The following is a 26,276-nucleotide window of genomic DNA, read 5'->3' as shown; positions in this document are numbered from 1 at the left end:
CAACCTGGAAGGGAAGATGACAATATGCCGGAATTGCCGGAAATGGAGAATTACAGAAAGCTGCTGAGCCAGCATCTAATAAATGTTCCAATTACGGGGGTAACCGTAAACAGAGAAAAAACAATCAATATGGAGACAGCGGATTTCGTGAACGGTCTGGTTGGTGCGCGTGTAGTGTTCGTAGAGCGCCGTGCCAAGCATATCCTTTTTCATCTGCATGACGGCAGAAGACTGCTGCTTCATCTGATGCTGGGAGGACTTTTGTTCTATGGTACAGAGGAAGAGCGTCCGGACCGGACTACTCAGGTTGAACTGGCTTTTGGAGAGCATATCCTCTACTTCATGGGTCTGCGCCTGGGATATCTGCATCTCCTGTCTGTTAAGGAAAGCGAAGCGGCAATGGGTAAGCTTGGACCGGAGCTGCTGGACCGGAGAATGACGGCTGAACGCTTCGCCGGACTGCTCAAAGGACGCCGCGGTGCGCTAAAGAGCCTGCTGGTCAACCAGCAAGTTATGGCCGGAATCGGCAATTGTTATGCCGACGAGATTGCCTTTGAGGCAAGACTTCTGCCGTCTACGCTCGTTCAGAATCTGTCATCGGAGGCAGTAACCCGGCTGTATGACAGTGTGCGCAAGGTATTGACGGAGGCAACCGAGATTGGCGGTTATATGGAAATGCCGTTCATGACCGGAGATACGGTTACCGGCTCTTACAACGATGCTTGTAAAGTGTACGACCGCGGCGGCGAACCCTGCCTGCGCGGCGGGGGAACGATTATCAAGACAGAGCAGTCCGGACGCAAGGTGTTTTATTGCCCGGATTGCCAGCATGACGCGTAATCCTGGTATAGGGGCACATGTCAGCATACGCGGCGGATACGGGCAGGCTGCCCGGTCCGCCAGGGAGAGCGGTGCGTCATGTTTCCAATATTTTCCGAAGAATCCTCGCAGTCTGAAGCTTAAGCCGGTTGACTACCGGGATGCGCACAGCTGTGCCGATTATTGCCGGGAACAGGGGATGGTCTCCATTGCCCATACCCCTTATCCAACTAATCTGGCCGCAGATCCCGCAGGCAGAGCCGTTATGGCTGCTTCGCTGCGCAATGATCTGGAGATCGCCGAGGCTTGCGGATCCCTGGGCATTGTGGTACATTTTGGCCATTTTTCCGGAATGGAGCCATTACAAGGCTATCAAAATATTATACAATGTATAAATGACACCCTGTCAGGATGGGAAGGCCGGACGAAGCTCCTGATTGAGAATATGGCAGGCAATCACGGCCAAGAAGGCATGACGCTGGAGGAGCTGGTCAAAGTCCGTGAACTGAGCCGCTATCCGGAGAAAATCGGCTTCTGCTTCGATACCTGTCATGCCTTTGCATCAGGGGTATGGAATCCGCAGCATACTGACAAGTTTCTGCAGCGGGGCGCAGCGCTCGGCTACTGGCCGCATCTTGCTGCCGTACATTTGAACGACTCCCTGTTCCCCTGCGGTTCGAAGCGGGACAGGCATGCTAAGATCGGGCAAGGCCATATTGGCGTTAAGGCGCTGAGAGAACTGCTGACTTCTGCTCCTCTGCGTAAGGTGGCAGCGATTGCGATGGAAACAGAAAAAGGGCCTGACGGCACTCACAGGGCGGAAATTGCTGTAGTCAGGCATTGGTTTGAAGCGGAGGATGAATCGTGATGAATATATATATGGATGATATGAGAAGACGGCCTTCCGGTTTTGCATTGGCCAGAACCACCGGAGAATGCCTGCTGATGATGCGCAGCGGACCGGTTGATATTCTGTCGCTTGATTATGATATGGGCCCGGACGACTTCTGCGGCGGTGAAGTGGCCAAAAGGATGGTACTTGAAGGATTATTCCCGCGGGAAATCTATCTGCACACCTCCAGCCTTGAGGGGCGCAAGGAAATGTACGAAATCTTATATCCGGCCGTGCCTGCCGGCACACAGCTGCACAATGGCCCGCTTGGGCTGGAGAGGCTGCAGGAAATTGCTGCAGGAGCGGCGGCTGGATGAAGGATATGAATCAGGAAGAGCTGATGGAGCTGCTCGAAAGGCCGGGAGAACCTCTCGTAGTGTTCTTGTATACCCCGCTGTGCGGGACCTGCAAGGCCGCACGTCGTATGCTGGAGGTTGCGCAGCATCTGCTGCCGCCCGGACTTCTGATTGTTGAGGGCAACGTTAATATGCTGCCCGGACTTGTAAACTCGTACCGTATATCCAGTGTGCCTGCACTGATGGTAGTGCCGGCGGACCGCCGCGCTGAAACGGAAATCTTTTATTCAATGGGCTCGGTAGAACGGGTACTGGATTACATAAGGAGAGTGACCTCATAATGATATCTTTACAACATCTTTCCCTGCGCAGGGAACAAAGCCTGATTCTTGATGATGTATCTCTGGAAATGAAGCAAGGCGAGAACTGGGTAATTCTCGGGCGTAACGGCTCCGGTAAAACCACATTGCTGGAAATGATGACCGGTTACCTGTTCCCAAGCAAGGGTTCCGTTGAAGTGCTGGGCTACAAATTCGGCCAGTGTGATGTACGTGAGGTGCGTAAGGAAATCGGCTATATTGGTCCGTCCCTGATGGAAAAGCTCTCGCTCAGCGATCCCGTATGGGAAGTCGTTGCAACTGGCGCTTATGCCTACTTGCGCTTTTATCAGGCCATCCCGCAAAGTGTGCAGGATCAGGCGTTGAAGCTGCTGGACGATATGAATCTCAGCGAACTGGCGTACCATCCGTTTGGTACCCTGTCCCAGGGGGAACGCAAGAAAGCGATGCTGGCACGCTGCCTGATAGCCAAGCCCAAGCTGCTGATCATGGACGAGCCTTGCGCCGGCCTTGATCTCTACGAGCGTGAGAAGATGCTGGCAGAGATCGACAAGCTGAAGCAGCGCAATGTGGCTGTAGTGTACGTAACGCATCATGTAGAGGAGATTGTACCGCTCTTCACCCATGTAGCGCTTATCCGTGACGGGAAGCTGGCGGGAGCCGGCCCCAAGGAAGAAGTGCTGACTAGGGAAATGCTGATGGAGACTTTCGATATACCTGTTGATGTTGAATGGGATAGCGGCCGTCCCTGGATAAAAATAAGACCTGGAGGCACATCGATTTGAATGATTTTACGCAAGAACCCCTCGAGCCAAACATGGCTCCTGATGAGAAAATAATTTCAAGATACATTTGCACCGCGAACCACGGCTTTGCTCCCTATGCACAAGAGGAGCTGCGCCGCCTGTTCGGAGCGGTGAAAAGTACTTTGCTGCTGCCGGGAGAAGTGTTCCTGGCAACACTGGAGGCAGAGCCTGAAGAGGTATCGCGGATGCTGGCACAGAACCTGCCGATCTTCCTGCGGCATATCCAGCCGGTGCAGTTCCAGGACACAGGCGATATGTCTGCTATGGAAAGGCTGGCCGTATACTTAAGCCGGCGGACAGAGCTGGAGGGCGAGAAGGTCTCGCTGCATGTCCGCAAGGGCAGCACGTCCTTCTGGGAAGATAGCCCGGGAGAGCTGCGGGAGTGGCTGCAGGGCCGGCTTGACAGTCTGGGTGCAGAATTCACCGTGCAGGATCCCGCATGGGTGGTGTCTGTATATGCAGATGGAGAAGCCCTCTATGCCGGTGTATCCCGGCCGGAAGAGAATCTCTCCAGCTGGAACGGCGGGATGATCCGCTTCCGCAAGGAGGACGGGCAGATCTCACGGGCCAAGTTCAAGCTGATGGAGGCGGAGAAGGAATTCGCGATTCCGTTCTACAGCTTCAAGAATGCGGTGGATATCGGAGCTTCTCCGGGCGGCTGGACCTCCTTCCTGCTGGAACGCGGCCTTAAGGTAACCGCTGTAGATCCGGCACTAATGCATGAATCGCTGCGTAATTATCCTGGACTCAAGATTCTGCGTAAAAATGCCGGGGAGGTCAAATTCCGCGAGAATGAATTTGATCTGCTGGTCTGCGATATGAGCTGGAGTCCCAAGCTGATGGCGAAGCTGGTTACCGGACTGCTCCATAGTCTAACCCCGGGCGGTACAGCCATTGTAACGGTAAAGCTGATGCATAAGAAGCCGCTGGCGATGATCAAAGAGATTATTGCCATGTTCGAAGGTGAACGGATGCAGATTCAGCGCGCGAAGCAGCTGTTCCACAACCGTGATGAAATAACACTTTATATGATTAAATATTAATTAGATTCATGGATAAAGGGAAAGCATCCCGCTATCTGCACCGCCGGCTTTATGCCGGTACTAAGTGCTGACGGCGGATGCTTTCCCTTTTTTGTTTGACAATAAGGAGGAATAAAGATGAATGTAACAGGCAAGCTGACAACCGGACAAATCCTTGGAGGACGTTACAGGATTACCGGACTTATCGGTGCAGGAGGAATGAGCCGTGTATATCTGGCAGAGGATTTGCGGCTGCCGGGAAAGGTATGGGCGGTTAAGGAAAGTGTGATACGGGAAGGTGGAGGGCATAGCATTGGAGCCATCCAGGCAGAAGCAGAGCTGCTGATCTCACTGAATCATCCTAAGCTGCCGCGGATTGGCGATTTCTTCCCGCCGGACCGTGACGGCTATAGTTATCTGGTGATGGATTACATTGAAGGGGTAACCCTTCATCAATCCATGATTGAGCATCCGGCAGCCCTTACGGGAGGGCGGATTATCAGCTATGCCAGGCAGCTGCTGGAGGTCCTGCAATACCTGCACAGTCATCATCCGCCGATCGTATACCGTGACCTGAAGCCCTCCAATATTATGTTGACCGGGCCTCATGAGCTGCGGCTGATTGATTTCGGTATTGCGCGTAAGCTGAGAAACGGATCTGATGAAGACACGGAGAAGCTGGGAACCGCCGGCTTCGCTGCCCCGGAGCAATATGGCAGTGCACAGAGCAGCCCGCTGTCTGACCTGTACGGGCTGGGTGCGCTGCTGCTGTACATGGCTTCCGGCGGACAATTCAGCAGCTGGCAGCCGGGAATGGAACGGAAGCTGCATGGCAGCATTCCTGACCGGTTGATTCCGGTAATCCGGCGACTATTGCGTCATCATCCGGAGGAGCGGTACGGCAGTGCCCAGGAGGTGCTGTCAGCGCTTGAACCGCTTGAAGCCGGAGCCTCGGAGCTGTCAGCCCCGGAGCATAAGCCGGATTTACAGGCCGTTTCTGTTAGGCTGCAGTCGCGGCAGACCTTAGTAGTGGCTGTGCTGGGCGTAGCTCCGGGACTGGGCACAACGCATACTTCACTGGCTGTGAGCCATTATTTGTCGCGGACCGGCCACACCGCCTGGGTGGAATGCGCTCCTGATGCGCAAGTATTTAATCGTATTAAAGGAATGGCAGAAGTACCTGAAAGAAGTGCCATCCATGGTGGAGTGCTGCCGGAGCATCCCTTTACCTGGAACCATGTAGATTTCTGGAAGCTTGCGCCTGCTGACGGACTACCTCAGCGGACGGGGGAGTCGTATTCCTTCGTGGTTCTGGATCTGGGGACAGGCGGTTACGAAGGGGCCCTGCCCTCCTTCACGGCCAGCGGCAGGCCGGTGCTGGTGGCCTCCGGAGCGGACTGGCGGCTGGAGGATACGCTGCACTGGCTGCGCCGCAGCGGGCTCACTCCTCAGCCGGACTGGCGGATCTGTCTGCCGCTGGCCGGCGGTTCTGCGGCAGCGCTTCTGGCTGCTGCTTTGGGACAGGCCGAAGTGTGCAGCCTGCCGCTTCAGCAGGACCCTTTTAAGCATAGAGGGAAGCTGGGTCAAGCGGTTGGAGAGATGCTTGGACTGGGAACGGACAAACGATTTTCTGCAAAAAAGAGTGGAATATTTCAGAAAAAAAGTTGAAATCACTACTTTTTCAGCGTGTTTTGCAGAAATTAGGCTTATTTTCTATTTCGGCGCAGTCTATAGGTGTGTTAGAATGGAGTGATGTATGTGCTTAACCCGATTTGTAATATTTATAATATAGACAGGAGCTTGCGGAGAATTTATGAGTTTACTTACTGTAGAAGACGTTTCCCACAACTTTGGGGACCGGGTATTGTTCAAGGATGTATCTTTCCGCCTGCTGGATGGAGAGCATGTAGGAATTGTTGGAGCTAACGGCGTGGGCAAATCGACGCTGATGAATATTTTGACCGGTAAATTGTTGAAGGACAGCGGCAAATTAGAGTGGACTCCGCGTGTCCGTTACGGCTATCTGGATCAGCACACTCAGCTTACGGCAGGCAAAACGGTACGCGATGTGCTTAAAGATGCCTTCCTGCCGCTGCTGGAGCTGGAGGCTGAAATGCTGGCCATAACTGATAAAATGGGCGACGCTACTCCCGAAGAGCTGGAAACGCTGCTGGATCAGATGGGCACAATTCAGGAACAGCTGGACATCGGCGACTTTTATATGATTGATGTGAAGGTGGAGGATATGGCGGGCGGCCTCGGCCTGTCTGCAATCGGTCTGGACCGGGACGTAACCAGCCTGAGCGGGGGGCAGCGGACCAAGGTTCTGCTGGCGAAGCTGCTGCTGGAGAAACCGAATGTGCTGCTGCTAGATGAGCCTACCAACTATCTCGATGTGGAGCATATTGACTGGCTGACCAATTATCTGAAGAATTATCCGTATGCCTTCATGCTGATCTCCCATGATACGGAATTTATGAATAAAATCGTGGATGTGATCTATCATCTGGAGTTCTCTAAGCTGACCCGCTATACGGCCAACTATGAGAAATTCCTGGAAATGGCGGGGATGAACAAAGCCCAGCACATTGATGCGTATGAGAAGCAGCAGGATTTCATCAAAAAGCAGGAAGACTTCATCCAGCGCAATAAAGCGCGGGCTTCCACATCGGGCCGGGCCAAGAGCCGTGAGAAGCAGCTTGGACGTCTGGAACGGATTGACCGTCCGGAAGAGGCGATGAAGCCGACCTTCCAATTCAAAGAGAGCCGGGCCAGCGGGAAGACCGTGTTCGAAGGCGTTGACTTCGAGATCGGTTATGATCGTCCGTTGCTGCCAAGCAAGCTGAATATGATGATTGAACGCGGAGAGAAGATTGCAATTGTCGGGTACAATGGTGTCGGCAAATCCACGCTGCTCAAAACGATTCTAGGTGTTATCCCGACCTACAGCGGCAAAACCTATCTGGGGGATTACCTGAGTTCAGCGTATTTCCAGCAGGAAATGAAGGCGGAGAATATTACCCCTATTGAAGATGTATGGAATGAATTCTCAAGTCTCACCCAGAATGAAGTACGTGGCCATCTGGCACGCTGCGGGCTGAAGAATGAACATATTACCCGTCCGCTTAGCATGCTGAGCGGTGGCGAGCAGGCCAAAGTACGTCTGTGTAAGCTGCTGATGCGCGAGAGCAACTGGATTCTGTTCGATGAGCCTACGAATCACCTTGATATTGTAGCCAAGGCAGAACTCAAACGGGCGCTGCAGGAATACAAAGGGACGATTCTGCTTGTCTCCCATGAACCGGAATTCTACGAGGATTGGGTAACGAAGGTATGGAATGTGGAGCAGTGGTCTGCTCAGACTGTATAGATGAATTACAATGTCCGGGGAGGAGCGCTGCAAGGCGCTGTTTCCCGGATTTTCATAATATAGAGTGATAAACGGAATAAACATTTATTATTGGATAAAGGGGGCTGTTCAGGAATGGGTCCGAATGACAATGACAAACCGGCTCCGGCATCAGCGGCGGGACGGGACGGAAGGTATTCAAGACAGGTCCGCTTTACTCCGTTCGGTGCTGCGGGGCAGCAGGGACTGGCGCGTTCAAGTGTGCTGATAGTAGGAATGGGCGCACTGGGTACAGGGATTGCCGAGACTTTGGCGCGCTGCGGGGTAGGCCGGCTTATACTTGTGGACCGCGATTATGTAGAGTGGAGCAATCTGCAGCGTCAGCAGCTGTATACGGAAGAGGATGCCCGTCTGAGGATGCCCAAAGCGGCTGCGGCCAAATCCAGACTCACGGAGATTAACTCGGAAATTGTGCTTGAAGCCCATGTGCTGGATGTGCGTGCAGAGGAGATGGAGAGCCTGCTTCCAGGGGTGGATCTGATTATGGACGGGACGGATAACTTCGACACCCGGCTGATCATGAATGACCTGGCACAAAAACACGGCATTCCCTGGATCTATGGCGCCTGTGTCGGAAGCTACGGAATTACATACACCATCCTGCCGGGTGAAACGCCCTGTCTGAATTGTCTGCTGGGTACTGTCCCGCTGGGCGGGGATACATGTGATACGGCCGGCATTCTGCCGCAAGCTGTGCAGATGGTTACGGCGAATGGAACGGCTGAGGCGCTGAAGCTGCTCGGCGGTTACAAAGAGAAGCTGCGCGGCAAGCTGCTGACATTCGATGTCTGGCAGAGCGAGCAGCAGGAGATTGGCGTCAAGGCGGCGAAAAAGGTAGACTGTCCATCCTGCGGTGAACGTCCGGTCTATCCGTATTTGTCGGCAGCAAACACAGAACGCAGCGATGTGCTCTGCGGCCGGGATACGGTGCAGATCCGCCCGGCGCAGCGCCGGAGCCTCAATCTGCAGGAGACTGCCGCCCGCCTCTCCAGGCTGAATAGCGGCAAGGTAGAGAGCAATCCGTATCTGGTCTCCTTTACAGAGGAGCCTTACCGTATGGTTGTATTTACCGACGGGAGGGCATTGATTCATGGAACCAGTGATATTGCTGCGGCACGCAGCTTTTATCACCGGTATTTCGGGTAACGAAGGGAGAATAAAATGAAAAATGGAACCATCAGGCATTTGGCTATTTTTACATTGAAGCATGCCCCGGACTCTGCGGAGACTGCTGCCTTCCTGCGGGACGGAGCGGAGATCCTCAGCGCCATTCCGGTAGTGAAGAATTTCGAGGTGCTGCGCCAGGTCAGTGTGAAATGTGACTTCCGGTATGGCTTCTCGATGGAGTTCGAAGACCAGGCGGCTTATGATGCCTATAATAACCATCCCGAGCATCAGGCATTTGTTGCAAAACGCTGGGAGGTAGAGGTAGCCGATTTCCAGGAGATTGATTTCGTGAATTAATCGTCCGTAGCCTAAGCAAAGTAAAGCAAAGAGACCATTCCAGTGGAATGGTCTCTTTGCTTTACGGGAACTCTAAGCTTCATCTGCGCCGGTACAGCTGGTGCAAAGGTGGAAAGTGGGGGACTTATTTGTGAATGAAATCATTGCCTGGTATGCGCCCGGTCCGGCGCCGGAGGTGCGGGAATCTGAGGCGGAACGCAATAAACGGGAAGAGGGGCGTGCTGAGCTTGAAGCCGCAATCCGTGAGCTGGGTATGAAGACAGCAACAAGCGAAGATGTAGAGGATCTTCGCTTGTTGCTGTCTGGTCAAGAACCAGTGCTGCTGGTCGCAGAGCTGGGTGAACCCGCAGGCTGGTCAGGCTGGAGGGTGGTGTCAGAAATGCGGGAAGGGGGGATGGTTCTGCCGGTAATGGTGATTTCCGGAGGGAATGAAGAGACGCGTGGTCCGGCAGCTGTATCAGCTTTTGATGCAGGGGGGAATGAATTTATGGCGGGGCCTGTACATACCGGTGAGTTCAAATGCAGGGTGCTCAATTTATTGAAGCTTACCGGACGCCGCAGAGGAGCGGCTTCGCTGCTTAAGGTGGATGGCTTATTGCTCGATCCCAGCCGCCGGCAGGTGAGCCGGGACGGAATAGAGCTGGAGATGACCCCCAAGGAATTCGACCTGCTGTACTATCTTGCCGTTAATCTGGGTGAAATCTGTCCCAGAAACGAGATATTACAGCAGGTATGGGGGTATCATTTTCACGCAGACACTAATGTGGTGGATGTCTACATCCGGCATATCCGTATGAAGATAGACAAGGGCCACCGGAATAAACTGATCCATACGGTACGCGGAACCGGATATGTACTGCGGGCGCCGGAGAGCGGTGCTACAGGCTAGGTAATGCTCAACTGCCTCTCCGGCTTTTTTGGGTAACGTGCTATGGACTTGCAACAAATCGTGAATGGAGCACGTTTAGTAAGAGAGAGCTGATCAGATGCGCCTACAGTACGCGGCGTGCTTTCAGGTAGGTTCTTTTCCAGTTGCCCGAATTCAGATCTGAAATCGTTACTCCAGGTGAACCGTAGGTGTGGAGAATCTTGCCGTTGCCTGCATAGACTGCTACATGCGTTACATTCTTGCCTGTTGCCCGGCTTCCGCTGGAGAAGAACACCAAATCGCCGACGCGCAGGTTGGCCTTGCTCACGGATGATCCGACTTTGGATTGGGCTACGGAAGTACGCGGCAGGTTAACGCCATATTTCTTGAAAATATATTGAGTAAATGAAGAGCAGTCAAAGTATCTTGTAGTAGAAGTGGATGCACCGAACTGGTAGCGCGTACCCAGATATCTTTTGCCGAAGCTGACAACACTTGAGCCGGTTGAGGATGCGGATACCGATTTGGCTGAGACAGCAGAAGAGGATACGGATGCGGCAGCAGCAGGGGCTGTGCCTGCTCCGGTGGCCATTAAGGTGCCGAGCCCGATTGTTGTGCACATTCCAATAACAATTGCTTGCTTAAACCATTGTTGCTTATTCATGTAGTAATACCTCCCAGGTTTGTGTTTATCTTTCTAGTTTCTTTCTCTGATTCGTAGTATAGCAGGTTATCTACTTCCTAAATTATGGATCAGAGGCTTCAAATGCAGGCTGGGTCTACGTTGTAAGCGTTTTATTAAAATCTCATTAAAAGTTACAAAATATTAATATTTAGCCTAAACAGATATATAAAAAATCCGGGAAACCCTTACTGTGTAAGGAGATTCCCGGATTTACATTTTTGAAACAAAGGTTACAGTGATGTCTCTAAAAACCTATGTAATCAGTCCTTACTCTGGATAATCAGCAGGAGTCCGCTCTCAATAGTAACCGTTCCGCTAGCGGCAATCAGCACATTGCTTACGGCCAGAGACTGGCCCAGCTTAAGGGTGGCATTCTCCAGCGGATATTGAAAACCCTGCAGCGTAATTCCTGTAACCTCCGGTGTCAAAGGCAGCAGAGAGACATAGGTATACCCGCGTTCCTCGACTACAGCATGCGAGCCGGTCAACGTAATATAGTTAGTCGCATCCATGATAGAACAGGCGACCTGACGCTGCAGCGCCCGGGTCATCATCTGGATACTGGCCAGTGTATGGTCCATACGGGTTCCGGTTACGCCCATAAGCAGAATGGAATGAGGCTGGGTGTTCAGAGCCAAGTCCAGCGCCATTTCACTGTCTGTCAGGTCCTTGTTGACCGGATCGCAGCTGATGGTTTCCTTGCTTCCCGCCTGTATCTGCAGCAGAGCATCGGGGGAGACGGAATCGAAATCTCCGACGGCAATATCAGGTGTGTATCCGTGATCAATCAGGAAAAGAGCCCCCCTGTCCGCTCCGATAATAAAATCCTCTTCATCTAATAGGTGCAAACAATCCGGTGATAGCTCACCGCCTGCAAATATGACAACACGCCCAGATGGCAATGTGATCCCCTCCTTGTTGTGGCTATTAAGTTAGTCACCCTGAACAGTATAATGCAGTTTGAAAAGTTGTACAATTGCTGCCATAACGCTAAAATGAAGTCAGATGCATTTCGCCGCAAGACTTATCCGCGGATTGGAAGGCATAAATGGTCACGGGAGGTGAGAGAGATCGTAAACGTGTTATTCGTATGTCTGGGCAATATTTGCCGTTCGCCGATGGCTGAAGCAGTTCTGCGCCACAAAATAGAGCAGCGGCATTTGTCCAGTCTAATCACTGTAGATTCAGCCGGAACCGGAGACTGGCATATCGGCAAGATGCCGCATGAAGGCACAAGAGGGATTCTGGATCTGCATGGAATCAGCTATGAGCACATGACAGCCCGGCTGGTGAGCGGCGATGATTTTGAGAAGTTTCAATATATAATCTGCATGGACAAGTCCAATGGGGACAATGTTCGCAAAATTCCCGGAGGCGAGAAGTCTAAGCTGTTGTTCTTCATGGATCTGCTGCCGGACGAGGAGCTTCGTGAAGTGCCGGACCCGTATTTTACCGGAAATTTCGAGCAGGTATATGATCTGGTGAATGCCGGCTGTGAAGTGCTGCTGGAACGTATTATTACCGATAAGCTGGAGCAGGCATAAATCCGCAGCCGGACCGGTTGCCGTCCTTACATTTAAGGACGGGCACCGTATGCCCGCCCTGTACTGAAAGCGCACTCACCTGCACAACTTACATAAGTTCGGAAGATGTTCACTATTTAGGCCTTAAAAGCTGTTTCAGCGGTTGAAGAAATAGAGTAATGATTCCGGTAGCTCTTTTTGCCAGAATCCCCAGAGATGGCGGCCGTCCTTCTCACGGTAGGATACGGTGGCTCCCCTTGACTCAAGCATCGCTTTGGTTTCCCTGTTCATTTCTACGAAATCGTAGATTCCGGTATCAGTCTTGTAGTCTCGCTCCTGCAGACCGACGACCATATTGATCTGAAGCCAGGAGAGATCAGCTTCCTGTTCCAGCAGCCGGCGGGTTTCGGGGTAATAGGCGCCGGAGAGGCTGAGCACACGGTTGAATAAGGCCGGATAAGCCAGGGCAAGATGCAGGGAGACACTGCCGCCCAGGGAATCGCCGGCGATGATTCGTTCTTCCGGCGTACGACGTACAGGATAATTATGTTCAATGAAGGGAATAATCTCTTCGGCGAAGCATGCAAGGTACTGCTTGAAGCGGCTGCCAAATGGAGCGTACTCTTCGGAGCGGACAGCTACGTTCACTTCAACACCCACTATAATGAAGGGATCCACATCCTGCTCCAGAATAAGCTGCCCGGCAAGCGTGGCGATCCGGCCGAAGTTGAAGAATTCTTCCCCGTCCTGGCAGTAGACCACCGGATAACTTAGGACTTCGTTATAGCCGGGAGGAAGATAAATGCGCAGCTTGCGTTCCTCCTGCAGATGCTCGCTCCACAGTGTTTGTTTCACTATTGTACGTTTCAGAAAAACAGGTTCGCTCATTGTTGAATCGTCACCTTTCATGTCGGATTTTTGCATTAGACTAAGTGTTACGTTAAAATTACCCAAGCGGCAAATGTGGGATATATCATTTACTTGAATAATATCCTTCCATCTGTTATAGGATATTCAAAAGCCTGTTATACATACAAAATTTATGGAAACATAAATTTTATGCGTATTTCTTTGACGAAACAGCTACAACAGGTGTATAATAATTCTATAACAGAGACCACTGATATTCAAATTTTTTTATTGAGGTGAAGATAATGACTAGAGTTCCTTATGAAGTGTATACAGAGGACGTTGAAGCCCTTTCGGTACTTTCCCCGGATGGAGAAGTTATCAACAAGGAAATGATGCCCGATCTTACGGATGACCAACTGAAAGAAATTATGTACCGTATGGTATTTACCCGTACTTGGGATGACCGTGCTGTCAACCTTGGCCGTCAAGGGCGTCTCGGCTTCTATGCACCGGTATCCGGTCAGGAAGCTACGATGATCGGCAGCGAGTTCGCTTTGCAGAAGGAAGATTTCGTCTGCCCGGGCTACCGCGATATTCCACAGCTGGTATGGCATGGACTTCCATTATATCAGGCTTTCCTGTATTCCCGCGGACATCAGCACGGCGGACAGATTCCTGAAGGCGTAAATGTACTTATGCCGCAGATCATTATCGGAGCGCAGATCCTGCATGCCACAGGCATTGCAATGGGCTTCAAATTGAAGAAACAAGCTAATGTAGCTATTACTTATACTGGTGACGGCGGTTCATCCGAAGGTGACTTCTATGAAGGCCTCAACTATGCAGGTGTCTTCAAGCTTCCTGTCATCTTCTTTGTTCAGAACAACGGCTATGCGATCACAACTCCGTTCGCGAAGCAGACGGCAGCTAAATCCATCGCCCACAAAGCGGTTGCAGCAGGTATTCCCGGAATCAAGATCGACGGTATGGACGTGTTCGCGGTTATCTCCGCTGTTCAGCAGGCTGCTGAACGTGCCCGTAAAGGCGAAGGCGCTACGCTGATTGAAGCCGTAACCTACCGTTTCCGCCCACACTCCTTGTCCGATGATGCCAGTAAATACCGCTCCAAGGAAGAAGAAGGACAATGGAATGAGAAAGATCCGATTGCCCGTCTTGCCAAGTACCTGGAGAAAAAAGGCCTTTGGACCGAAGAAGACACTCTGCGCGTAAGAGAAGAAGCGAAAGCAACTGTGAACGAGCAGATTAAAAAAGCAGAACAGACCGAAAAAATGACCATTCCCGGCTTGATCGACAGCATGTTCGAGGTAACTCCGAAACATCTTGAAGAACAAAAAGCCGATTTTGAATAAGGGGGATATCAGGCAATGGCACAGATGAATATGAAAGAAGCAATTCGTGACGCAATGCGCGTTGAACTGACTCGTGACCCCAATGTTCTTATCTTCGGAGAGGATGTTGGTAATGTAGGCGGCGTGTTCCGTGTAACGGAAGGGCTGCAAAAGGAATTTGGCGAGGAGCGTATCTTCGATACTCCGCTGGCTGAATCCGCAATCGGAGGTTTGGCTTTCGGGCTTGGCGTGCAGGGTTTCCGTCCGATTGCCGAAATCCAATTCGTAGGCTTCATCTTCGAAGCACTTGATCAAATCGTCATTCAGGCTGCCCGCCTGCGCTGGCGTTCCGGGGGCAGATACAATGCTCCTGTAGTCTTCCGCACTCCATTCGGCGGCGGCGTCAAAGCAGCCGAACTTCATACCGATTCCCTGGAAGGCCTGATTGCCCAGAGCCCGGGTATCAAGGTTGTAATTCCTTCCAATCCATACGATGCTAAGGGACTGCTGATCGCTTCGATCCGCGACAATGACCCTGTATTCTTCATGGAGCACTTGAACCTGTACCATGCTTTCCGTGCAGAAGTGCCTGAAGGTGAATACACCATTGAATTGGGTAAAGCTAATGTAGTACGCGAAGGAACTGATGTCTCAATCATCACTTACGGCCTGATGGTACATACTGCTACCAAAGCGGCCGATCAGCTCGAAAAAGACGGCATCAAAGCCGAAATTATCGACTTGCGTACGGTTAGCCCGATTGATATTGATACGATTGTTGCTTCTATTAAGAAGACCAACCGTGCCATTGTAGTCCAAGAAGCACAAAAAAGCTCCGGCGTAGCCGCAGAAGTGATTGCTCAAATAAATGAAAAAGCTCTGCTGCATCTTGAAGCTCCTGTGCTTCGTGTAGCTGGCCCTGATACCATCTTCCCGTTCGCACAAATTGAGGATTCCTGGATTCCTACACCAGCGCGTGTCATTGCGGCAGTGAAGAAAGTAATGGAATTCTAAGAGAAAATTACCTTGCCGTCCTTGCAAAAGGGCGGCACCCGTTTCTGCAATGCATTGTACTGCTTACAAACTAAGTGTATGTAAACATAACTTTTAGGAGGTTATCAAGGTGGCAAAATTTGAGTACCGGTTCCCTGAGCTGGGCGAAGGTCTGCATGAAGGCGAAATTATCAAAATGCATATCAAAGCCGGCGATAAAGTAACCGATGACGATATCGTAATGGAAGTTCAGAATGACAAGGCAGTAGTAGAGGTTCCTTGTCCGGTTAACGGCACAGTGCTTGAAGTCTTCACCAAAGACGGCCAAGTATGCCGTGTGGGTGAAGTAGTGGCAATTATTGATGCAGAAGGCGAAGTTCCTGAACAGGAAGGCGGCCATCCTGCAGAACAGGCTTCCCAGGAAGCAGATGCAGCTAAAGGCGGAGCAGATACAACGTCATCTCCGGCAGCCAGCAGCCCTGCAACAGGCGGAACCAGTAACTTTGAATATAAGTTCCCTGAACTCGGCGAAGGTCTGCATGAAGGGGAAATCATCAAGATGCACATCAAGGTCGGCGACAAAATCACCGACGATGATATCATCATGGAAGTGCAGAATGATAAGGCTGTAGTTGAAGTTCCTTCTCCTGTCAACGGTACCGTAGTAGAAGTGTTCACCAAAGACGGTCAAGTATGCCGTGTAGGCGAAGTGGTGGCAATCATTGCTGCAGAAGGCGATGTTCCTCAGCAGGAAGGCGGCCATGCAGAAGCGTCTGGTGCACAGGCAGCAGCTCCTTCCCAGGCTCCGGCAGCAGCGGCAGCAGCTCCGGCTCCTAACCGTGAAGTGCTGGCAACCCCTAGCGTACGCAAATTTGCCCGTGATAAGAGTGTTGACATCTCTCAGGTCAATGGCTCCGGCAAGAACGGCAAGATCACACTTGAAGATGTAGAAGCCTTCCTGAAGGGCGGATCAGCAGCACCTGCGGCATCGGCGGCTCCTGCGGCGGCATCTGCACCTGCAGCAGCAACAGAAGCTCCAAAAGCTAAGGCAGCAGCACCAACAGCTTCCGGCAATGCAAACCTTGAAGAAGAACGCGTACCATTCAAGGGTATCCGTAAAGCCATTGCCAATGCTATGGTTAAATCGGCATACACAGCACCGCATGTTACCATTATGGACGAAGTGGATGTTACGGAGCTTGTAGCCTTCCGCGCCCGCATGAAACCTGTAGCCGAGAAGAAAGGCGTGAAGGTAACTTACCTTCCGTTCATCGTGAAGGCACTCGTTGCAGCTTCCCGTCAATTCCCTGCGCTTAACGCTATGATTGATGAAGCAACGAACGAAATTGTCTACAAGAAATACTACAACATCGGTATCGCTACAGATACAGACAACGGTCTGATCGTTCCTGTAATCAAAGACGCTGACCGCAAGAGCATCTGGATGATCGCAAGCGCGATTACAGATCTGGCAGTCCGCGGACGCGACGGCAAACTGGCTCCGAATGAAATGAAAGGCAGCACCATTTCGATCAGCAACATCGGTTCCGCAGGCGGTATGTTCTTCACCCCAATTATCAACTTCCCTGAAGTTGCAATTCTGGGTACGGGACGCATCACTGAGAAGCCGGTCGTTAAGAATGGCGAAATCGTCGCTGCTCCTGTTATGGCCTTGTCCTTGAGCTTTGACCACCGTATTATCGATGGTGCAACCGCTCAGAACTTCATGAATTACATTAAGACCCTGCTTGCAAATCCTGATATGTTAGTTATGGAGGTGTAATAAATGGTAGTCGGAGACGCTTCAATCGAAATCGACACATTGGTAATTGGTGCAGGTCCCGGCGGGTATGTGGCGGCAATCCGTGCCGCCCAGCTTGGCCAAAAGGTGATCATTGTAGATAAATCGGAACTCGGCGGCGTGTGCTTGAACCGCGGCTGTATTCCTTCCAAGGCGCTGATCTCGGCAGCTCATCAGTTCGAAGCTGCACAGCACGGCGAGGTATTCGGTGTTACTGCCGAGAACGTCAAAGTGGACTGGGCCAAAACCCAGGAGTTCAAAAACGGCGTTGTCAAAAGAATGACTTCGGGTGTAACCAGCCTGATGAAAGGCAACAAAATTGAAGTATTCAGCGGTGAAGCTATGTTCATCAGCACAAACGAAGCCCGTTTGTTCAATGATCATGAATCCCCGCGCTACAAATTCAACAACTGTATCATCGCAACGGGCTCCCGTCCGATTGAATTGAAGCCTTTCCCGTTCGGCGGACGCATTCTGTCCTCGACAGAAGCACTTGATCTGCCGGAAATTCCGAAGAGCATGATTGTTATCGGCGGCGGCTATATCGGCGCAGAGCTTGGTCAGATGTACTCCAAATTCGGAACCAAAGTAACCATCATTGAAGGTCTGGACACGGTTCTGCCTGGCTTTGACAAAGACATGACCCGTCTGGTTGCCAAAAATATGGCGAAGACCGGTATTGAAATTGTGACTAACGCCAAAGCTGAAAGTGCTGTTCAGAACGACAAGGAAGTAACCGTGAAGTACTCCGTGGGCGGCGAGTCCAAAGAAGTAACTGCCGATTACCTGCTGGTTACTGTAGGCCGTCGTCCTAACACTGACGGTGAACTGGGTCTGGATCTGATCGGTGTTGAGCTGGACGAACGCGGTCTGGTCAAAGTCGACCACCAGGGACGCACTAATATTCCTAATATCTTTGCCATCGGCGACATCGTTCCCGGTCTTGCTCTGGCACATAAGGCTTCTTACGAAGGTAAAATTGCGGCTGAAGCAATTTCCGGTCACAAATCGGTTGTTGACTACAAGGTTATGCCTGCAGTAGTATTCACAGATCCTGAATGCTCCAGCGTAGGCCTGACTGAGAAAGAAGCGAAGGACAAGGGCTATGCTGTGAAGAGCGGCAAATTCCCGTTCGCAGGCAACGGCCGTGCCGTTTCCCTGAATGCTCCGGAAGGCTTCATCAAGATTGTGGCTAAGAGCGACAATAATCAGGTGCTCGGCGCGCAAATCGTCGGTATCGAAGCTTCCAACCTGATCGCTGAGCTGGGTCTGGCCATTGAAATGGGCGCTACGCTCGAAGATATCGCCCTGACCATCCACGCGCATCCGACCCTTGGCGAAATCGTCATGGAAGCGGCTGAGCTGGTAGAAGGACACCCGATTCACGTGATCAAATAATACCCTTTACGTTTTACTTGGGTAAGGATCAAGAGGATGTTTCCAAGGCCATCTAGAATGGTTAAGGGGACATCCTCTTTTCGATGGGCGCTAGGAGGAAAGGGTTCCGTATCATAACAGCAATCAGTTGCTGGGCAAATTAATTTCCTCTATTATCAGGATTAGGAAAAACTGCTTTTGTCAGTATTTGCTGACCGCAGGAAATTGCATTTTCTGCGCGCGAACAAGTTACAAGGACGGTCAGCTCATGGTAAACTGATATAAGAAAAAAAGAGAGTGGGGTGCGATACTGCTTGCGTAATTACTTGGATTTATTACAGGATATACTGGACAACGGTACAGCCAAAGGCGACCGGACCGGTACAGGCACTTTGTCTGTATTCGGGCGTCAGCTCCGCTTCGATCTGTCGAAGGGATTTCCGCTGATGACCACCAAACGCATCCATCTGAAATCGGTGGTGCATGAGCTGCTCTGGTTCCTCAAAGGGGATACCAATACTTCTTATCTGAAGGAGAATGGAGTCTCTATCTGGGATGAATGGGCGGATGAGAACGGTGAGCTGGGACCGGTATACGGTTCGCAGTGGCGGGCCTGGGAGAGCAAGGACGGACGACATATCGATCAGATTGCGAATGTTATTGAGTCGATTAAGCATAATCCGGATTCCCGCCGTCATATCGTCAGTGCCTGGAATGTAGGTGAGATTGAGCAGATGAAGCTACCGCCATGCCATTTTGTGTTTCAGTTCTATGTAGCGGGCGGGAAGCTGTCCTGTATGCTTACCATGCGTTCTGTGGACACGTTCCTGGGTTTGCCTTTTAACATTGCCAGCTACGCGCTGCTCACCCATATGGTGGCCCAGCAGACTGGGCTTGAGGTTGGTGAATTTGTCTGGTCAGGCGGCGATGTGCACATATATACAAATCATATGGAGCAAGTGGCCACACAGCTCGCGCGGGAGCCTTACGCATTGCCGAAGCTGAATATCCGCCGGGTGCCTGACAGTATTTTTGATTATACGTTTGAGGACTTCGAGTTTACCGACTATATCCATCATCCGGGGATCAAAGCGCCGGTTGCTATATAACCCTGTCCGGAAACCTATTCGATGATTTCATGGAAAAGAGGGCGTGAATATGAGTATCACCATGATTTGGGCGATGGCTTCGAATGGTGTGATTGGTAAGAATAACGATATGCCCTGGCATTTGCCGCTGGATTTCGCTTATTTCAAAGCAGAGACACTCGGCAAAAGAATGCTGATGGGCCGTAAAACATGGGACTCTCTCGGCGGGAAGCCGCTTAAAGGCCGCACCAGCCTTATTCTGACCCGGGACCACAGCTTTGCGCCAGAAGGTGCGGAGGTTGTACACTCGTTGGAAGAAGCCCTGGCAGAAGGCCTTAAAGAGGATGAGCTGATGGTGATCGGCGGAGCGGAGATCTACAGCCTAATGCTGCCTCATGCAGACAAGCTGCTGGTCACGCGGATTTACGCAGATATTGCGGGCGATACGAAGTTTCCGGAGGTCAACTGGAGCCAGTGGAGCGAAATTTCAAGTACACAAGGGATTCGCAATGAACAGAATCCTTATGATTACCGTTTTTTTGTATATGAACGCAGGGAGTAACGAAAAAGCGTTTTCTCTGACACAAGATGTGAAATAGTACAAATAATCAGCAGATTAATCCATTACAGTGTGAAAGTATTGAATGCTACTATAATTAAAATTAGAAATGATATTTCACTAGGTAGTATAAAATATGCAGGTTCTTCACCTACGCTGCATTAGATATATTTCTGCCGCAGGTATGTTATAGTGTACTATACATCAACACGAAGAGAACGGATGGGGGAAACGTAAATATGTCTACACCTACTGGATTTATGGAGTATAAGCGCCAGCTCCCAGGGGACCGGGATCCCGAGCAGCGCATCAAGGATTGGGAAGAGTTCCATGAGCATCTGACCGAGGACGAGCTTCGGACTCAGGGTGCACGCTGTATGGATTGTGGAACACCTTATTGCCATACCGGCATAGATATGAGCGGCGGTACCTCGGGCTGTCCGGTGCATAATCTTATTCCGGAATGGAATAATCTGGTCTACCGGGGATTGTGGAAGGAAGCGCTGGAACGCCTGCACAAGACGAATAATTTCCCGGAATTTACGGGCAGCATCTGTCCTGCACCCTGTGAGGGTTCGTGTACCGTCGGCCTGATTGGCCAGCCTGTCACCATTAAGACCATTGAGCTGGCAATTGTGGACAAAGGCTTTGAAGAGGGTTGGGTGGTACCGAACCCTCCGGAGAAACGCACAGGCAAACGTGTTGCCATTGTCGGTTCCGGACCGGCAGGTCTGGCGGCGGCAGCTCAGCTGAACAAAGCGGGCCATACTGTGACGGTCTTTGAACGCAGTGACCGCATCGGCGGCCTCCTGATGTATGGTATCCCTACCATGAAGCTGGACAAACGTGTCGTGCAGCGCCGTGTGGATCTGCTGGCAGCAGAAGGCATCCAGTTCGTAGTGAATACTGAAATCGGCAAGGATATTCCGGCACAGCAGCTGGTGGATGAATATGATGCCGTTGTACTCTGCGGCGGAGCGACCAAAGCCAGACGCTTCAATGTAGAAGGCAATGAACTGAATGGCGTAATGTACGCTATGGATTACCTTAACGGTACGATTAAGAGCTATCTGAATTCCAATCTGGAGGATGGCAACTATGTATCGGCTGCCGGCAAGGATGTTATCGTACTTGGCGGCGGGGACACGGGTTCCGACTGCGTGGCTACCTCATTGCGTCACGGCTGCAGCAGCATTACACAGTTCGGTACGCATGACAAGGCGCCGCTGGAGCGCGATCCGATTGCTAACCCATGGCCGCAATTCCCAAATGTCTATACGCTGGATTATGCCCAGCAGGAAGCCAAGGCGGTTTTCGGAGAAGATCCGCGTGAATTCTCCATCATGACTACGAAATTTGTAGGCGATGAAGAAGGCAACCTCAAGGAGCTGCACACCGTGCAAATCCGCCGTATGGTGGATGAGACCGGACGGAAGATTTACCAGCCGGTTCCGGGAACTGAGGCTGTCTATCCCGCTCAGCTTGCGCTGATCGCGATCGGCTTCGACGGACCGGAGCAGGATATTATTGAGGAGCTCAAGCTGGATACGGACCGCCGCAGTAATGTAAAGGCCCGTTACGGTAAATTCAACACCAATGTGGATAAAGTATTCTCAGCCGGAGATATGCGCCGTGGTCAGAGTCTGGTGGTCTGGGCGATCAACGAAGGCCGTGAAGCGGCACGTGAAGTGGATAGATATCTGATGGGTTCGACTGTACTCGTCTAGAGAATAAGATGATGAGATTTTAGCTTAAGATAATGAAATGCACACAAAAACCGTCATCCCAGCATTTGCTGAGTGACGGTTTTTGTGTGCAGCTATAGGACTGTAATCCGTGTGAACTAGTCCTCCAGCTTGAAGCGTTCGATCTTAAGCTGCAGTGCTGCGGCCATCTTGGACAGCTCTGTGGAGGAGGAGGAAATTTCTTCCATTGAGGCCAACTGCTGCTCGGTAGCCGCAGTTACGCTCTGGAACGCATCTGAAGTTGAACGCGAGATGCCGGAAATTTCATGAACAGAAGCAGCAACCTCCTGCGCACCGGCAGACATTTGCTCGGTAATGGCCGAGATGTCATGCAGCTGGCTGTTGATTTTGGTCGTGGAGTGCTCAATACTGATAAACGCTTCCTTAGCTTCAGCTGTAACCTGAATGCCCAAATCTACATCTGCTGCAACCGTATGCCGGATGGCTTCATAGGTCTGGTCAATAAGCCGGGTCATCTGCAGCAGGGTGTCCTGGATATCTCCGGCTGTATTCTTCGATTGATCCGCCAGCTTCCGTACCTCAGTGGCGACTACAGCGAATCCTCTGCCATGTTCTCCGGCCCGGGCGGCTTCGATTCCGGCGTTCAGTGACAACAGGTTAGTCTGCACGGCAATGGCTGTAATCGCGCTGCTCATAGCCGAGACTTCGGTGTTCAGGCCGTTTAATTGGCCAATCAGCTCCGAAGAATGGTGGGTGGAGGTACGGATGGCATCCATTTGCCGGCTGACCTGTTCGATCTTGAGGCTGCCGCTAAGCACGTCAGCTTCTGTATTGGCCGAAGAGTCTACAATGGTGGCTGCAGCTTCAGCGATTTTTTGGATACCTGAAGACATTTCCTCCATCGCACGCGAGGTCTCAGCCATCGCTGAAGTCTGCGTTTCAGCACCTTCTGAAGATTCCTGCACGAGTCCGGTCACATAAGCAGTGGCTTTGGAGTTCTCCTCAGTCGTGGCTGTAAGCTGCTGGCTTGAAGAGGCAAGCTGTGCCGAAGTGTCTGAAATATCAGAAACGATACCACGCAGAGAACCTACCATCAGATTATAATTCTCCGCCAGCTGTCCGATTTCGTCCGACCGGTTAATGTGAATCTGTTCATTCAGGTACCCTTCGCTCACCCGCTGCGCAGAACGGTTCAGACTGCGGATCGGATTCGTGATGGAACGGATAATCAGGAACAATAAGGTCATGCTGACAATCAGAGACACGGCCAGTACAATTGCTCCTGTATTAATAATAGGCTGCGTCGCATCAGAGAATTCCTGGGTCGGAAGAATGCCGACAATCTTGAATCCGGTATTCGCATCGGTTGTATAGTAACCCCGCATATCCATGCCTGAATCCGGATTCGTATAGTTCAGATCTCCACTCTCATTAACCAGCATCTCCACGACATAGTCTGCTACATCATCACCTGCAGCTTTTATGGGATGAGAGACGAACTTATGATTCCGGTCAACAATATAAAAATAGCCTGTTTCCCCTGGTGTGGTCTTGTTGATTTTCTCACTTAAGGCTTTCAGGTTGAGGCTGGTTGTAATCGCACCCTGGCCATCCTTCAGCGTTTCCGAGATAAAGAGCGTATAGTTGCCGGTTGTTGCTGAGACAAAAGGATCGATGATCGTGATTTTACCGGGATTCAACAGGGTTGCCTTATACCAGTCTCTGGTACGCGGATCATATTCCTGCTTCCCGGGATCGGGAGCTTTCATCCACGCACCCTGATCATTGCCCACCGTTAGGATCTCCAGCTCGGGATGCGCCTTCATGAACAATTCAATCAGCGTACGTGTTTCCGGCGAATTAGCATCAATATCGGAAGAATTAATCTGCTGGCTTAGCAGATCTACATTTCGCATTGCGGCTGAAACATATTCGTTAATTGTACTTGCGACAAGATCCACACTGGAATGCGTGGAATCCTGCATTTTGATCTCCAGTTGCTTATTTGCACTGAAATACGAGAAAGTACTTACGAGCAGGATGGGGATCACCAGCATAATACTGAATAGAATCATCATTTTTCTCTGCAGTGAACCTGATTTGGATTTTCGCTTAGAACGGTTGACGGATTTGGACATTGGAATGGTTCCCCCTCGGATACATGGAAATCGGCTTTTATATGAGAATGTAGCCGTTTCTTTGAATAACTCTATTCATATATTCGGTTTATCGACACATTTTTTTCATATCTAAAAGCGCTTGAAAAAAATATTTAATTGTATCACAAATTTCTGGGAATGAAAGGGGATACATATAACAAAATATTGAATTTTATCATAATTGTAATTTTGCAGTACCGACTTGACGGGTGCCGATATATCGTATAGATTAAGTACAATATTTATAATGTACAAAGCGTTGACCAAGGATCTATGTTTCCGTACCCGCCAGAACAGAGAGGGGATTCACCGGCTGAAAGGTCCCTCAAGTGCGTGTGAGGCATATCCTGCCTTGGAAGCTGCAGCTTATGGCAATATGCGTAATGCTGCCGGCCCCGGCCGTTATCCGGATTTAAGGATCGCCAGGCTCTCTCTAAGGCGGTTGAACCAGGGTGGTAACACGACGCATTCGTCCCTGACGGATGCGTCTTTTTTGCGTATTCAAAGAGACTTAAGCGGCAACATAACACATTTATCGAAGAAAGAGGCTGATCCGTATGCGCCAAACCAATCTATTCGTCACAACTCTCCGCGAAGCCCCTGCTGAAGCAGAAACGATGAGCCATCAGTTGCTGCTGCGTGCCGGATATATCCGCCAGCTGGCGGCAGGAGTATATACATATATGCCGCTGGGGCGGAGGGTACTCCGCAAGATTGAGAACATAGTCAGGGAAGAGATGGATGCATCCGGAGCACAGGAGCTGCTCATGCCCTCTCTGCAGCCCGCAGAGCTCTGGAAAGAATCTGACCGATATGACGTGTACGGTAAGGAGCTTATGAAGCTGCAGGACCGTCATGAACGGGAATTTGTGCTGGGACCTACCCATGAAGAGGTAGTGACAGCACTTGTAAGGGATGAAATTAACTCCTACCGGCGCCTTCCCCTCACGGTGTATCAGATTCAGACGAAGTTCCGCGATGAACGCCGTCCGCGTTCGGGGCTGCTGCGGGGCAGGGAGTTCCTTATGAAGGATGCTTACTCTTTTGACACAGGCTGGGAAGGTCTCGATTTGAACTATGAGCAGATGTACAATGCCTACGGGCGGATATTTAACCGCTGCGGTCTGACCTACCGGGCAGTGCAGGCCAATGCCGGAGCTATCGGCGGAAAAGGCCAGAATCACGAATTTATGGCTCTGTCAGAGATTGGAGAGGATACGGTTGCGGTCTGCTCCATCTGCGATTATGCCGCAAATCTGGAGCAGGCTGAAGTACGCGGTGTAGCCGCATTCGAGGAGCGGGATTACAGCGGCATTCCTGTTCCTGTAAAGTTCCACACGCCTAATCAGAAGACGATCCAGCAGCTGGAGCAGGAGAGCCGGATTAAACCGCAGGAGATTATCAAGACGTTAATCTACACAGACGGCGGTAAGACCTTTGCTGTATTAGTCCGAGGAGATCATGAGGTTAACGAGCTCAAAGTGCAGAAATATCTGGGCTGCGGTGAAATCGCATTGGCTGAGTATGATAGTGTGCAGGCGGTAGCCGGAGTTGAAAGCGGCTTTGTCGGTCCGGTAGGATTGTCTTTGACCATCCTGGTTGACGCAGCCGTTGCCGGCATGACAGAGGCGGTCACAGGTGCCGGGGACAAAGATTACCATCTGAGTGGCGTAGTGCCTGGCCGAGATTTCACGCTTACGCATGTAGGGGATTTCCGCAACGCTGCTTCAGGTGATCTCTGTCCGGAGTGTGGCGAAGAGAAGCTGGTTTTTCATCAGGGGATTGAGGTAGGGCATGTCTTCAAGCTCGGCACAGTCTATAGCGAGAAGCTGGGTGCGACCTTCTTAGATACGGCCGGGCGGAGTCAGCCTATGGTGATGGGGTGCTATGGTATTGGCATTTCGCGGCTCCTGTCGTCTGTAGCCGAGCAGAATCATGATGATCAGGGGCTGAACTGGCCGGCGGCCATAGCTCCTTATACGGTTCACATTCTGCTGATGTCCGTGAAGGATAAGGGGCAGCGTGAGGTTGCTGAAGCATTGTACGCACAGCTCACCGCCATCGGCATTGAGACGCTGCTGGATGACCGGGATGAGCGGGCCGGGGTCAAGTTCAAGGATTCCGGGCTGATCGGCATTCCGGTTGCGCTGGTTGTCGGCAAGGGTGCAGCAGAGCAGAAGGTCGAATATATGGACCGCAGAGCCGGGACCAAAGAAGTGATTGATATCAGTGAGGCCGTGGCGCGGGTGAGCGGGATCTAAGGTTTATGG

24 protein-coding genes are annotated in these 26,276 nt (G+C 51.4%); 20 read left to right on the top strand and 4 right to left on the bottom strand.

All coding sequences use genetic code 11. The features are described from left to right. Positions 1-24: 24 nt before the first annotated feature. From R50912_RS18190 to R50912_RS18140, 11 genes are all read left to right on the top strand, one after another. Positions 25-840, top strand: a complete 816-nt coding sequence (locus R50912_RS18190; protein WP_042236883.1) for an Fpg/Nei family DNA glycosylase — start codon at positions 25-27, stop codon at positions 838-840. Beyond that, positions 830-1,687, top strand: a complete 858-nt coding sequence (locus R50912_RS18185; protein WP_042236881.1) for a deoxyribonuclease IV — start codon at positions 830-832, stop codon at positions 1,685-1,687. The genes R50912_RS18190 and R50912_RS18185 overlap by 11 nt, the downstream gene beginning before the upstream one ends. Continuing rightward, positions 1,687-2,028 (top strand): cyclic-phosphate processing receiver domain-containing protein, encoded by a 342-nt coding sequence (locus R50912_RS18180; RefSeq protein ID WP_042236879.1) that lies wholly within the window; start codon positions 1,687-1,689, stop codon positions 2,026-2,028. The genes R50912_RS18185 and R50912_RS18180 overlap by 1 nt, the downstream gene beginning before the upstream one ends. Then, entirely contained in the window at positions 2,025-2,348 is a 324-nt protein-coding gene (locus R50912_RS18175; protein WP_042236877.1) for a thioredoxin family protein, read from the top strand. Before R50912_RS18180 ends, R50912_RS18175 begins: the two co-directional genes overlap by 4 nt. Further along, positions 2,348-3,130, top strand: a complete 783-nt coding sequence (locus tag R50912_RS18170; protein ID WP_042236875.1) for an ABC transporter ATP-binding protein — start codon at positions 2,348-2,350, stop codon at positions 3,128-3,130. Before R50912_RS18175 ends, R50912_RS18170 begins: the two co-directional genes overlap by 1 nt. Positions 3,131-3,162: 32 nt before the next feature. Further along, entirely contained in the window at positions 3,163-4,194 is a 1,032-nt protein-coding gene (locus tag R50912_RS18165) for an SAM-dependent methyltransferase (RefSeq protein WP_042242689.1), read from the top strand. Between the two features lie 117 nt (positions 4,195-4,311). Then, positions 4,312-5,841: a serine/threonine protein kinase gene (locus R50912_RS18160; RefSeq protein ID WP_042236873.1), complete on the top strand. Its 1,530-nt coding sequence runs from the start codon at positions 4,312-4,314 to the stop codon at positions 5,839-5,841. A gap of 145 nt (positions 5,842-5,986) precedes the next feature. Next, on the top strand, positions 5,987-7,543 hold the full coding sequence (locus R50912_RS18155) for an ABC-F family ATP-binding cassette domain-containing protein (protein ID WP_042137854.1): 1,557 nt from the start codon (positions 5,987-5,989) through the stop codon (positions 7,541-7,543). A 114-nt stretch (positions 7,544-7,657) separates the two neighbouring features. Then, positions 7,658-8,728 (top strand): ThiF family adenylyltransferase, encoded by a 1,071-nt coding sequence (locus tag R50912_RS18150; protein WP_042236872.1) that lies wholly within the window; start codon positions 7,658-7,660, stop codon positions 8,726-8,728. 15 nt (positions 8,729-8,743) lie between these two features. After that, on the top strand, positions 8,744-9,046 hold the full coding sequence (locus R50912_RS18145; protein ID WP_042236870.1) for a Dabb family protein: 303 nt from the start codon (positions 8,744-8,746) through the stop codon (positions 9,044-9,046). Positions 9,047-9,176: 130 nt separating this feature from the next. After that, positions 9,177-9,935 (top strand): response regulator transcription factor, encoded by a 759-nt coding sequence (locus tag R50912_RS18140; protein ID WP_052416481.1) that lies wholly within the window; start codon positions 9,177-9,179, stop codon positions 9,933-9,935. A gap of 103 nt (positions 9,936-10,038) precedes the next feature. Here R50912_RS18140 and R50912_RS18135 read toward each other — a convergent pair whose 3' ends face one another. Both R50912_RS18135 and R50912_RS18130 read right to left on the bottom strand, forming a co-directional pair. Beyond that, on the bottom strand, positions 10,039-10,578 hold the full coding sequence (locus tag R50912_RS18135) for a C40 family peptidase (RefSeq protein WP_042236868.1): 540 nt from the start codon (positions 10,576-10,578) through the stop codon (positions 10,039-10,041). A gap of 281 nt (positions 10,579-10,859) precedes the next feature. Continuing rightward, entirely contained in the window at positions 10,860-11,501 is a 642-nt protein-coding gene (locus R50912_RS18130) for a thiamine diphosphokinase (protein ID WP_042236865.1), read from the bottom strand. A gap of 168 nt (positions 11,502-11,669) precedes the next feature. Between R50912_RS18130 and R50912_RS18125 the strand changes: the two genes are divergently transcribed. Further along, complete coding sequence (locus tag R50912_RS18125) at positions 11,670-12,143, top strand: low molecular weight protein-tyrosine-phosphatase (protein WP_042242683.1); 474 nt, start codon at positions 11,670-11,672, stop codon at positions 12,141-12,143. A gap of 135 nt (positions 12,144-12,278) precedes the next feature. Here the strand turns inward: R50912_RS18125 and R50912_RS18120 are convergent, their stop codons facing one another. Continuing rightward, complete coding sequence (locus R50912_RS18120) at positions 12,279-13,010, bottom strand: alpha/beta hydrolase (protein WP_042236863.1); 732 nt, start codon at positions 13,008-13,010, stop codon at positions 12,279-12,281. Between the two features lie 266 nt (positions 13,011-13,276). On the opposite strand from R50912_RS18120, the gene pdhA reads away from it, so the two are divergent. The 7 genes from pdhA to R50912_RS18085 all read left to right on the top strand — a co-directional run bounded on the left by pdhA (position 13,277) and on the right by R50912_RS18085 (position 21,868). Beyond that, entirely contained in the window at positions 13,277-14,344 is a 1,068-nt protein-coding gene (gene pdhA, locus R50912_RS18115; RefSeq protein ID WP_039299153.1) for a pyruvate dehydrogenase (acetyl-transferring) E1 component subunit alpha, read from the top strand. A gap of 15 nt (positions 14,345-14,359) precedes the next feature. Next, a complete protein-coding gene (locus R50912_RS18110) occupies positions 14,360-15,337 on the top strand; it encodes an alpha-ketoacid dehydrogenase subunit beta (protein ID WP_042236861.1) in 978 nt (325 codons plus the stop codon). Positions 15,338-15,446: 109 nt separating this feature from the next. Further along, positions 15,447-17,099 carry a 2-oxo acid dehydrogenase subunit E2 gene (locus R50912_RS18105; protein ID WP_042236860.1) on the top strand — a complete coding sequence of 551 codons (1,653 nt, stop codon included), beginning with the start codon at positions 15,447-15,449 and terminating at the stop codon, positions 17,097-17,099. A gap of 3 nt (positions 17,100-17,102) precedes the next feature. Further along, positions 17,103-18,515, top strand: a complete 1,413-nt coding sequence (gene lpdA, locus R50912_RS18100) for a dihydrolipoyl dehydrogenase (RefSeq protein ID WP_039299144.1) — start codon at positions 17,103-17,105, stop codon at positions 18,513-18,515. Positions 18,516-18,808: 293 nt separating this feature from the next. Next, positions 18,809-19,603: a thymidylate synthase gene (gene thyA, locus R50912_RS18095; protein WP_042236858.1), complete on the top strand. Its 795-nt coding sequence runs from the start codon at positions 18,809-18,811 to the stop codon at positions 19,601-19,603. Positions 19,604-19,652: 49 nt separating this feature from the next. Next, positions 19,653-20,144: a dihydrofolate reductase gene (locus R50912_RS18090; protein ID WP_042236856.1), complete on the top strand. Its 492-nt coding sequence runs from the start codon at positions 19,653-19,655 to the stop codon at positions 20,142-20,144. Positions 20,145-20,380: 236 nt separating this feature from the next. After that, positions 20,381-21,868, top strand: a complete 1,488-nt coding sequence (locus tag R50912_RS18085) for a glutamate synthase subunit beta (protein ID WP_042236854.1) — start codon at positions 20,381-20,383, stop codon at positions 21,866-21,868. A 116-nt stretch (positions 21,869-21,984) separates the two neighbouring features. Here R50912_RS18085 and R50912_RS18080 read toward each other — a convergent pair whose 3' ends face one another. Next, positions 21,985-23,985 carry a methyl-accepting chemotaxis protein gene (locus R50912_RS18080; protein WP_042236852.1) on the bottom strand — a complete coding sequence of 667 codons (2,001 nt, stop codon included), beginning with the start codon at positions 23,983-23,985 and terminating at the stop codon, positions 21,985-21,987. Positions 23,986-24,563: 578 nt separating this feature from the next. Here R50912_RS18080 and R50912_RS18075 point away from each other — a divergent pair. Then, positions 24,564-26,267, top strand: coding sequence for a proline--tRNA ligase (locus R50912_RS18075; RefSeq protein ID WP_042236850.1), 1,704 nt, complete (start codon positions 24,564-24,566; stop codon positions 26,265-26,267). Positions 26,268-26,276 lie beyond the last annotated feature (9 nt).

Source organism: Paenibacillus sp. FSL R5-0912 (assembly GCF_000758605.1).
Taxonomy (GTDB): Bacteria; Bacillota; Bacilli; order Paenibacillales; family Paenibacillaceae; genus Paenibacillus_AQ.
This window is presented reverse-complemented; position numbering and strand designations above follow the sequence as displayed.

Excerpts from the sequence above, each read along its gene's own strand:
- R50912_RS18190 (WP_042236883.1), top strand. The coding sequence starts at position 25 with ATGCCGGAATTGCCGGAAATGGAGAATTACAGAAAGCTGCTGAGCCAG.
- R50912_RS18185 (WP_042236881.1), top strand. The coding sequence starts at position 830 with ATGACGCGTAATCCTGGTATAGGGGCACATGTCAGCATACGCGGCGGA.
- R50912_RS18180 (WP_042236879.1), top strand. The coding sequence starts at position 1,687 with ATGAATATATATATGGATGATATGAGAAGACGGCCTTCCGGTTTTGCA.
- R50912_RS18175 (WP_042236877.1), top strand. The coding sequence starts at position 2,025 with ATGAAGGATATGAATCAGGAAGAGCTGATGGAGCTGCTCGAAAGGCCG.
- R50912_RS18170 (WP_042236875.1), top strand. The coding sequence starts at position 2,348 with ATGATATCTTTACAACATCTTTCCCTGCGCAGGGAACAAAGCCTGATT.
- R50912_RS18165 (WP_042242689.1), top strand. The coding sequence starts at position 3,163 with ATGGCTCCTGATGAGAAAATAATTTCAAGATACATTTGCACCGCGAAC.
- R50912_RS18160 (WP_042236873.1), top strand. The coding sequence starts at position 4,312 with ATGAATGTAACAGGCAAGCTGACAACCGGACAAATCCTTGGAGGACGT.
- R50912_RS18155 (WP_042137854.1), top strand. The coding sequence starts at position 5,987 with ATGAGTTTACTTACTGTAGAAGACGTTTCCCACAACTTTGGGGACCGG.
- R50912_RS18150 (WP_042236872.1), top strand. The coding sequence starts at position 7,658 with ATGGGTCCGAATGACAATGACAAACCGGCTCCGGCATCAGCGGCGGGA.
- R50912_RS18145 (WP_042236870.1), top strand. The coding sequence starts at position 8,744 with ATGAAAAATGGAACCATCAGGCATTTGGCTATTTTTACATTGAAGCAT.
- R50912_RS18135 (WP_042236868.1), bottom strand. The coding sequence starts at position 10,578 with ATGAATAAGCAACAATGGTTTAAGCAAGCAATTGTTATTGGAATGTGC.
- R50912_RS18120 (WP_042236863.1), bottom strand. The coding sequence starts at position 13,010 with ATGAGCGAACCTGTTTTTCTGAAACGTACAATAGTGAAACAAACACTG.
- pdhA (WP_039299153.1), top strand. The coding sequence starts at position 13,277 with ATGACTAGAGTTCCTTATGAAGTGTATACAGAGGACGTTGAAGCCCTT.
- R50912_RS18110 (WP_042236861.1), top strand. The coding sequence starts at position 14,360 with ATGGCACAGATGAATATGAAAGAAGCAATTCGTGACGCAATGCGCGTT.
- lpdA (WP_039299144.1), top strand. The coding sequence starts at position 17,103 with ATGGTAGTCGGAGACGCTTCAATCGAAATCGACACATTGGTAATTGGT.
- R50912_RS18090 (WP_042236856.1), top strand. The coding sequence starts at position 19,653 with ATGAGTATCACCATGATTTGGGCGATGGCTTCGAATGGTGTGATTGGT.
- R50912_RS18085 (WP_042236854.1), top strand. The coding sequence starts at position 20,381 with ATGTCTACACCTACTGGATTTATGGAGTATAAGCGCCAGCTCCCAGGG.
- R50912_RS18080 (WP_042236852.1), bottom strand. The coding sequence starts at position 23,985 with ATGTCCAAATCCGTCAACCGTTCTAAGCGAAAATCCAAATCAGGTTCA.
- R50912_RS18075 (WP_042236850.1), top strand. The coding sequence starts at position 24,564 with ATGCGCCAAACCAATCTATTCGTCACAACTCTCCGCGAAGCCCCTGCT.